Genomic DNA, 6,741 nt, shown 5'->3' with positions numbered 1-6,741 from the left:
AAGAATCTGGCCCGTTTCCGAGCCCTAAACCTGGGGCTTAGTTTGTTTCCGTGTCCGGCGCTTCCGCGCTGGGCACTTTTACTACGTTACCCGGTCCTTTCGGCGTTGTCAACCCGGTGTTTCCCGGTTTGTCATGCCTTGGGCGGGTTCCCCGTCCGCGGACGCGCAGCAGTCAACCCGCCGAACTTCCGCTTCAAGGGATTTGGTAGGCCGGCCGCTGCGGCTCTCGCCGCATGCTCGCCCGGTGCCCTACCGGCTCGCAAAGCTTACCCCGTCGGTTTCGCCTCACCAAATCGACCCGTTGTCCGGATCGTTCCGTGTTGCTCCCGCCGTGCAGAAAGAAAGATACGCAGCCCCCGAGTTGATCGTCAAATCGGGGGGCTGCGTTCCGGGTCACATGATCAAAGGAGGGGGTCAGCCGACCCGCTCGACGCCCGCGAACGTGCGCTTTCCACGCCGCAGGACCAGGAAACGCCCGTGCAGCAAGGCATCCACGGACACGGTGGCCTCCACATCGGACACCCGCTCGTTGTTGACGTACGCACCACCCTCGGTGATCGCCCGCCGTGCCTCGTTGAGGCTCCCGACCAGCCCGGAGTCGCGGAACAGGGCCGCGACCGGGGGCAGCTCACCGCGTACCTCCAAAAGACCTGCCTCGGCCAGCGCGGACCGCAAGGTCCCCGCGCCCAGATCGGCCAACGAGCCTCGCCCGAACAGCGCCTGGCTCGCGGCGAGCACCTGGGCGGTCTCCTCCTCACCGTGCACGAGCGCGGTCAGCTCCGCGGCCAACGCCCGCTGCCCCTCCCGGGCACCGGGCCGCTCCGCCGTCGCCCGTTCGAGCTCCTCGATCTCGGCGTGCGGCCGGAAGCTGAAGTAGCGCAGGTAGCGCACGACGTCGCGGTCGTCGGTGTTGAGCCAGAACTGGTAGAACGCGTACGGGCTGGTCAGCTCCGGATCGAGCCAGACCGACGCGCCCTCGGTCTTGCCGAACTTGGTGCCGTCGGCCTTGGTCACAAGCGGTGTCACGAACGCGTGCGCCGGCCCCGCACCCCGGCGCCGGATGTAGTCGACGCCGGCGGTGATGTTGCCCCACTGGTCGGAGCCGCCGAACTGCAGCGTGCAGCCGTGCCGCAGGTGCAGCTCGTAGAAGTCGTGCGACTGGAGCAGTTGGTAGCTGAACTCGGTGAAGCTGATGCCGGTCTCGAGCCGCGCCTTGACCACCTCGCGGGCCAGCATCTTGTTGACGGGGAAATGTTTGCCCACGTCACGCAGGAAGCTGATCGCCGACATCGAGCCGGTCCAGTCAAGGTTGTTGACCAAGGTCGCGGCGTTGTCACCCTCGTAGGTCACGAACGGCCGCACCTGCTCGCGGATCTTGTCGACCCAGCTGGCCACCACCTCGGGCGGGTTGAGCGTGCGTTCGCTGCTCTCCCGAGGGTCACCGATCTGCCCGGTGGCGCCACCGACGAGCAACAGCGGCCGGTGCCCGGCGAGCTGCAACCGCCGGGCGGTGAGCACCTGCATGAGGTGACCGAGGTGCAGGCTCGCCGCCGTCGGGTCGAAGCCGACATAGAACGTCACCTGCCCCGAGTCCAGATGCTTGCGCAGCTCGTCGAGGTCGGTGGAGTCCTGCAACAGGCCCCGCCAGAACAGGTCGTCGATGAATTCGCTCACGCCTGGATTGTCTCCCACCACCCCGCGGCGGCCGCACCCGGTTTACTGCACGGAGAGCACGTCGACCACGAACCGCAGCGCGCCCGCGGGGTAGCCGGGTTGGGGGTTCTCGCCGTACGCCATCGTCGCCGGGATGTCGAGCTGCAGCCGGCTGCCGGCCTTGGCGCCCAGGAGCCCCTTGTCCCAGCCCTCGATGACGCTGCCGGTGCCGAGCTGCACGGGGAACGGCTGGCCGTTGTTCCAGGACGCGTCGAACTCCTTGCCGTCGGCGTAGGTCACGCCGACGTAGTTGACGGTCACGGTCTGGCCGCTCTGCGCGCCGGGCCCGGTGCCCTCGATCAGCGGGGTCACCTTGAGCTCGGAGACGGTGCCCTGGCCCGCCTGGACGACGGGCTTGGTCTTGAGCGCGGGATCGACGTCGGCCGGGATCCCGTTGGCCGGCGGGGCCTCCGCCGACGCGCTCGGCGCCGAGCCGAACTGCGCGCCGGCGTTGTCGTCGCCACCGCCGCGGACGAGGAGCACGATCGCCACCACGATCCCGACGACGGCGAGCGCCGTGAGGACGATCGCGAGCTGCTGGCGGCGGCGCCGGGCCTTCGCGGCGCGCTCGGCGGCGGCCTTGCGAGCAGCCTTGGCGGCAGCTTTCCGGTCGTTCTTCGTCTCGACCACGCGGTTGCTCACGGTGTTCAGATCCTCACGATGTGCGCCCGGCCGACCCGGACCGCTCCGGACACGCTACCCGGGCGACGTGTCCATAGGCAGGTGCGAAATCGGCGTGGATACTGCGATGCCATGAAGGCGTTGGTGTACGACGCGTACGGGCCTCCCGAGAGCCTGCGGTTCGAGGAGGTCGAGCGGCCGGTGCCGCGGGGCGACGAGGTGCTCGTCAAGGTACGCGCGGTCGGCCTCAACGCCTCCGACTGGGAAACGCTCACGGGCCGGCCGTTGTACGCCAGGGTCGGCGGCCCACGGCGACCCCGCCACCGCACGCTGGGCTCCGACATCGCCGGCGTGGTCGAGGCGATCGGCCCGGCCGTGACAACCGTGGCGGTGGGCGACGAGGTCTTCGGCGACAACCTGGACAAAATGGGTGGTTTCGCCGAGTACGCCATCGCCCGGGAGCGAGTCCTCGCGCTGAAACCGCCGGGCTTGTCCTTCGCCCAGGCGGCCACGCTCCCCCAGCCGGGCGTGATCGCGCTGCAGGGCATCCGCACGAAGGGCGCGGTCCGCCGCGGTCAACGCGTGTTGATCAACGGCGCCGGCGGCGGCACGGGCGCGTACGCGATCCAGCTGGCCAAGCTCGACGGCGCCGAGGTGACCGCGGTGGACAACGCGGAGAAGCAGGACTTCATGCGCTCGGCCGGCGCGGACCAGGTCGTCGACTTCACCCGGACGGACTTCACCCGCGCAGGTGATCGCTACGACCTGGTCCTCGACCTGGCCGGCCACCACTCGGTGCTGTCGCACCGCCGCGCCCTGTCGGCGGGTGGTCGCTACCTCTGGGTCGGCGGCTCGGTCGGCACGATGCTCCAGGTCCTGGTCGCGGGCCCGCTGGTCGGCAGGCAACGGATCCTGGTCGTGCGCCCGAACACCACGGACCTGCTCACGATGGCGTCGCTCTGCGTGTCCGGAGCGCTGACAACCCACATCGACCGCGAGTACGCCCTGGCCGAGGTCCCCGCCGCCCTACGACACCTCGGCGACGGCCACGCCCTGGGCAAGGTGATCATCTCGCTCACCTGACGAGCGCCCGCAGGAGCGGGATGGCGGTGATCTTCTCCGGAGTCAGCTCGTCCCAGCGGATGCCGGCCTCGGGTCGGGCCGCGCGGCGGGTGCGACAGTCGATGATCCGGTCGGGCGTGACCACGAAGTCCAACGGCACGTCGTGCGCGGTCGTCGGGATCGCGCCCGAAGGCCGGACCTGCACCTCGTGCACGGTGGTGACGACAACCGTTTGGGCCCCGACGAGCCCGGCCGCGGCGGCGAGCGCGAACTCCAGGTCGGCGAAACCACCACCCTTGCCAAGCCGGGCACCGTCCTCGCCCGCCGCGACGCACCCCATCACGACGAGGTCGACCGGAGCCAACTCCGCCACCGCCACCCGGCGCGCGGACCCCGTCGCACCGCGGATCGAAGCCGCCCGCCGCGGCGGTTCAGCAAGGTGATCGGGATCGAGCAGAAAGAACGGATCGTCCTCGGCCAACCGCGGCACCGCCATGTAGACGACCTTGCCGTCCTCGAGCGCCCGCTGACGCACGGGCAGTTGCGCGCTGTCGGGGTTGGCCTTGACGGTTCCGGCCCGCCGCCACTCACCCATCCCCCGCAACCGCTCGGCCGCGGCCTCGGCGCCTACGAAGTTCGGGATGCGCCCCTCGGCCCCCGGAAACCGCGCCGCACCACCCGCCCGCAACGCCGCCCAGACCTCATCACGCAAGGCGGCCTTGGCCGCCAAGAGCTCCGCCGCCCCACCCGCATCGCGGTCATGCCGCCCAACCCTAGGCACGCCACCTCCCTGCGCGCGACGCTACGCCGGACGCATGCCCGCCGCCGTGGGGGCGCTCCGATCGCGTAGGGACCAGCGGCGGGCGAGCACGATCGCGCCCGCTAGGGCGCCGCCGAACAGGGTGCATTCGATCGCTACGACCGGGAGGGCGGTGCTGTAGTTGACCGTTGCCGCGAAGGCCATCGTGATCGGTGTCGCCACCGCGCCGGCCAGCGGGAGCAGCAGCGCCATCGCCAACACCGTGCGGCCCATCGACGGCAGGTGGCGCAGGCGGAACCAGACCGTGAGCAGTGACGAGAGGAGGACCAGGCAGGCCAGCGCCGCATACACCGCGACCACCGCGCCGATGTTCGGTTCGTCGGCAGGTGGGCGGGCCGGGATCGGGATGTAGCCGTAGAGGACCCCGTAGGCGAAGGCCAGGCCCGGCAGCGCGCCCACCAGCGACGTCAGCAGCAGGCGGTCGAACTCGTAGGGGATCCGGTCCACCCGGGCCTCGTCCGCCAGCCGCCGGGCGAAAGACCTCGTGTCCCGGCCGATCAGGTCCGCCGGGTCGATGCCCTCGGCGGCGGCCGCCGTCAGGTCGTCGCGGAGGTCGTCGCTCAAGCGGGCGACGTCGGCCGGGCGGATGTGGAGCCGGCGCCATTCGCGGGCCGCGGCCGTCACCGACCGGTCGATTGACTCATGCATGGTCGCCTCCGGCGAGGGTCGTGTTGACGGTGGTGACGAACCGTTGCCACTGTTGGCGCCACGCCGCCAGGCGCTGGTGGCCCGCCGGCGTGACCGCGTAGACCTTGCGGCGTGGGCCGCTCGGGCTGTCCTGGAGCTCGTCGACGACCAGGCCCAGCCGGCGCATCCGGGTCAGCAGCGGATAGACCGTGCCGTAGCCGCCGGCGTCCAGGCCCGCCTCGTCGAGGCGGCGGACCAGCTCGTAACCGTGCGCCGGCTCCTTGGCCAGCAACGCCAGCATGCACATGTCGAGGGCGCCGCGAAGCAGTTGCGTGTGCCGATCGCTCTCGACGGAGGTCACGCCCTCGACAGGTGTCATGCGAGACATACTAGTGACCGCTATTAGGTGCCGTCAAATAGTGCCGGCGACCCGGCAGCAGCAACCCGACCAGAGCCGCGACGCCGACCACCGCCGCACCGACCAGCACGGCCGGCACCAGACCATCGACATAGGACGAAGGCGTGCCGTAGCTGCCCTGCGACGCGAAGACCGACGCCAGCGCTGCGACACCCACCGCGACGCCGAACTCGCGGACCATGTTCATCGTCCCGGACGCGACGCCCTGCTCGGACTCGGAGACGCTGGCCAGCGCCACCGTGCTCAACGGCGCGAAGGTCAAACCCATCCCGATGCCGGCGAGCACGAAGGCCGGCACGAGCGAGCCGAACCCGACGTCGACGGCGGACGACAGCGCGAGCCAGAGCAGGCCCGCCGCGAGCAGCACCTGGCCCGACACGATGAGCACCCGACTGCCCACCCGGCCGACCAGCAGACCCGCGAGCGGCGCGACCACCATCGGCGCCGCGGTCCACGGCAGCGTGCGCACCCCGGAGCCGAACGGGCCCAGACCCTGGACGACCTGGAAGAACTGGGCCAGCAGGAAGACCGAGCCGAAGACACCGGCGGAGAACAGGAACGCCACCACGTTGACGGCCGAGAAGGCGCGCGAGCGGAACAACTGCGGCGGGAGCATCGGCGCCGGCGAGCGCCGCTCCCAGCCGACGAACGCGGCCAGCAGCACCGCGCCGCCGATCAGCGTGCCCAGCACGGACAGCGACGTCCAGCCGTCGTCCGAGCCGTGCACCACGCCCCAGATCAGGCCGAACATGCCCGTCGAGACCAGCACCAGGCCCAGCGGGTCGAGCTTGCCGCGGCCACCGTGCGACTCGGTCAGCACCGCCCGGACCAGCACGATCGCCAGCACGCCGATCGGCACGTTGAGCCAGAAGATCCAGGTCCAGTCGAGGCCCTCGGCGACCGCGCCGCCGACCACCGGGCCGACCGCCACGCCGAGGCCGCTGATCCCGCCCCAGATGCCGATCGCCGCGTTGCGCATCCTCTCGGGTACGGCCGCCGCCAACAGCGTCAGCGACAACGGCATCACCATCGCACCGCCGACGCCCTGCACGGCACGGGCGGCGGTGAGCATCCACGGCTCGGTCGCCAGCGCACAGGCCGCCGACGCGAGGGTGAACAGCGCGATGCCGGCCACGAACAGCCGCCGCCGGCCGATCCGGTCGCCGATCGCCGCGGCGGTCAGGAGCAAGGCTGCGAACGGCAGCGTGTACGCGTTGACGAACCAGGACAGGTCGGTGAGCGAAGCACCCAACGACTGGCGGATCACCGGCAGCGCGGTGGTCACGACCAGGTTGTCCAGCGTGACCATGAACATCGGCACACCGACCGCGATCAATACCGCGGCCAGCGACCGGGACCGGGCGGGCGCCGCCCCAAGCGCCGCTGCCACCGGTGTGGCGGTTGTGGTCATGACAAAGCCCCCTTGTTGCTATCGACTGATAACTACGAAGGTAGTAATCGACTGATAACATGTCAACAG

General features: G+C 70.6%; 7 protein-coding genes. 1 reads left to right on the top strand and 6 read right to left on the bottom strand.

Annotated features, from left to right (window positions below; translation table 11 throughout):
• Positions 1-414: 414 nt before the first annotated feature.
• Together tyrS and Air01nite_RS15890 are read right to left on the bottom strand one after the other, a co-directional pair.
• Positions 415-1,674 (bottom strand): tyrosine--tRNA ligase, encoded by a 1,260-nt coding sequence (gene tyrS / locus Air01nite_RS15895; protein ID WP_203703123.1) that lies wholly within the window; start codon positions 1,672-1,674, stop codon positions 415-417.
• 42 nt (positions 1,675-1,716) lie between these two features.
• A complete protein-coding gene (locus Air01nite_RS15890) occupies positions 1,717-2,355 on the bottom strand; it encodes an FKBP-type peptidyl-prolyl cis-trans isomerase (protein WP_373310422.1) in 639 nt (212 codons plus the stop codon).
• 111 nt (positions 2,356-2,466) lie between these two features.
• On the opposite strand from Air01nite_RS15890, the gene Air01nite_RS15885 reads away from it, so the two are divergent.
• Positions 2,467-3,417 carry an NAD(P)-dependent alcohol dehydrogenase gene (locus tag Air01nite_RS15885; RefSeq protein ID WP_203703122.1) on the top strand — a complete coding sequence of 317 codons (951 nt, stop codon included), beginning with the start codon at positions 2,467-2,469 and terminating at the stop codon, positions 3,415-3,417.
• Here the strand turns inward: Air01nite_RS15885 and Air01nite_RS15880 are convergent.
• From Air01nite_RS15880 to Air01nite_RS15865, 4 genes are read right to left on the bottom strand one after another with little or no spacing between them, the layout of a single operon-like run.
• Positions 3,410-4,177, bottom strand: coding sequence for a 5-formyltetrahydrofolate cyclo-ligase (locus tag Air01nite_RS15880; RefSeq protein WP_239090738.1), 768 nt, complete (start codon positions 4,175-4,177; stop codon positions 3,410-3,412). The genes Air01nite_RS15885 and Air01nite_RS15880 overlap by 8 nt on opposite strands.
• A 21-nt stretch (positions 4,178-4,198) precedes the next feature.
• Positions 4,199-4,864 carry a hypothetical protein gene (locus Air01nite_RS15875; protein ID WP_203703121.1) on the bottom strand — a complete coding sequence of 222 codons (666 nt, stop codon included), beginning with the start codon at positions 4,862-4,864 and terminating at the stop codon, positions 4,199-4,201.
• A complete protein-coding gene (locus Air01nite_RS15870; protein WP_203703119.1) occupies positions 4,857-5,222 on the bottom strand; it encodes a PadR family transcriptional regulator in 366 nt (121 codons plus the stop codon). Before Air01nite_RS15870 ends, Air01nite_RS15875 begins: the two co-directional genes overlap by 8 nt.
• A gap of 10 nt (positions 5,223-5,232) precedes the next feature.
• Positions 5,233-6,672: an MFS transporter gene (locus Air01nite_RS15865; protein ID WP_203703118.1), complete on the bottom strand. Its 1,440-nt coding sequence runs from the start codon at positions 6,670-6,672 to the stop codon at positions 5,233-5,235.
• Positions 6,673-6,741: the final 69 nt, after the last annotated feature.

Source organism: Asanoa iriomotensis, from assembly GCF_016862515.1.
Taxonomy (GTDB): domain Bacteria; phylum Actinomycetota; class Actinomycetes; order Mycobacteriales; family Micromonosporaceae; genus Asanoa; species Asanoa iriomotensis.
Note: the sequence above shows the minus strand (reverse complement) of the source record. Positions and strands in the feature narration are given on the sequence as shown.

What these genes read in the sequence shown, in the direction of transcription:
- Air01nite_RS15885 (WP_203703122.1), top strand. Translation starts at nt 2,467, where the DNA reads ATGAAGGCGTTGGTGTACGACGCGTACGGGCCTCCCGAGAGCCTGCGG.
- Air01nite_RS15875 (WP_203703121.1), bottom strand. Translation starts at nt 4,864, where the DNA reads ATGCATGAGTCAATCGACCGGTCGGTGACGGCCGCGGCCCGCGAATGG.
- Air01nite_RS15870 (WP_203703119.1), bottom strand. Translation starts at nt 5,222, where the DNA reads ATGACACCTGTCGAGGGCGTGACCTCCGTCGAGAGCGATCGGCACACG.
- Air01nite_RS15865 (WP_203703118.1), bottom strand. Translation starts at nt 6,672, where the DNA reads ATGACCACAACCGCCACACCGGTGGCAGCGGCGCTTGGGGCGGCGCCC.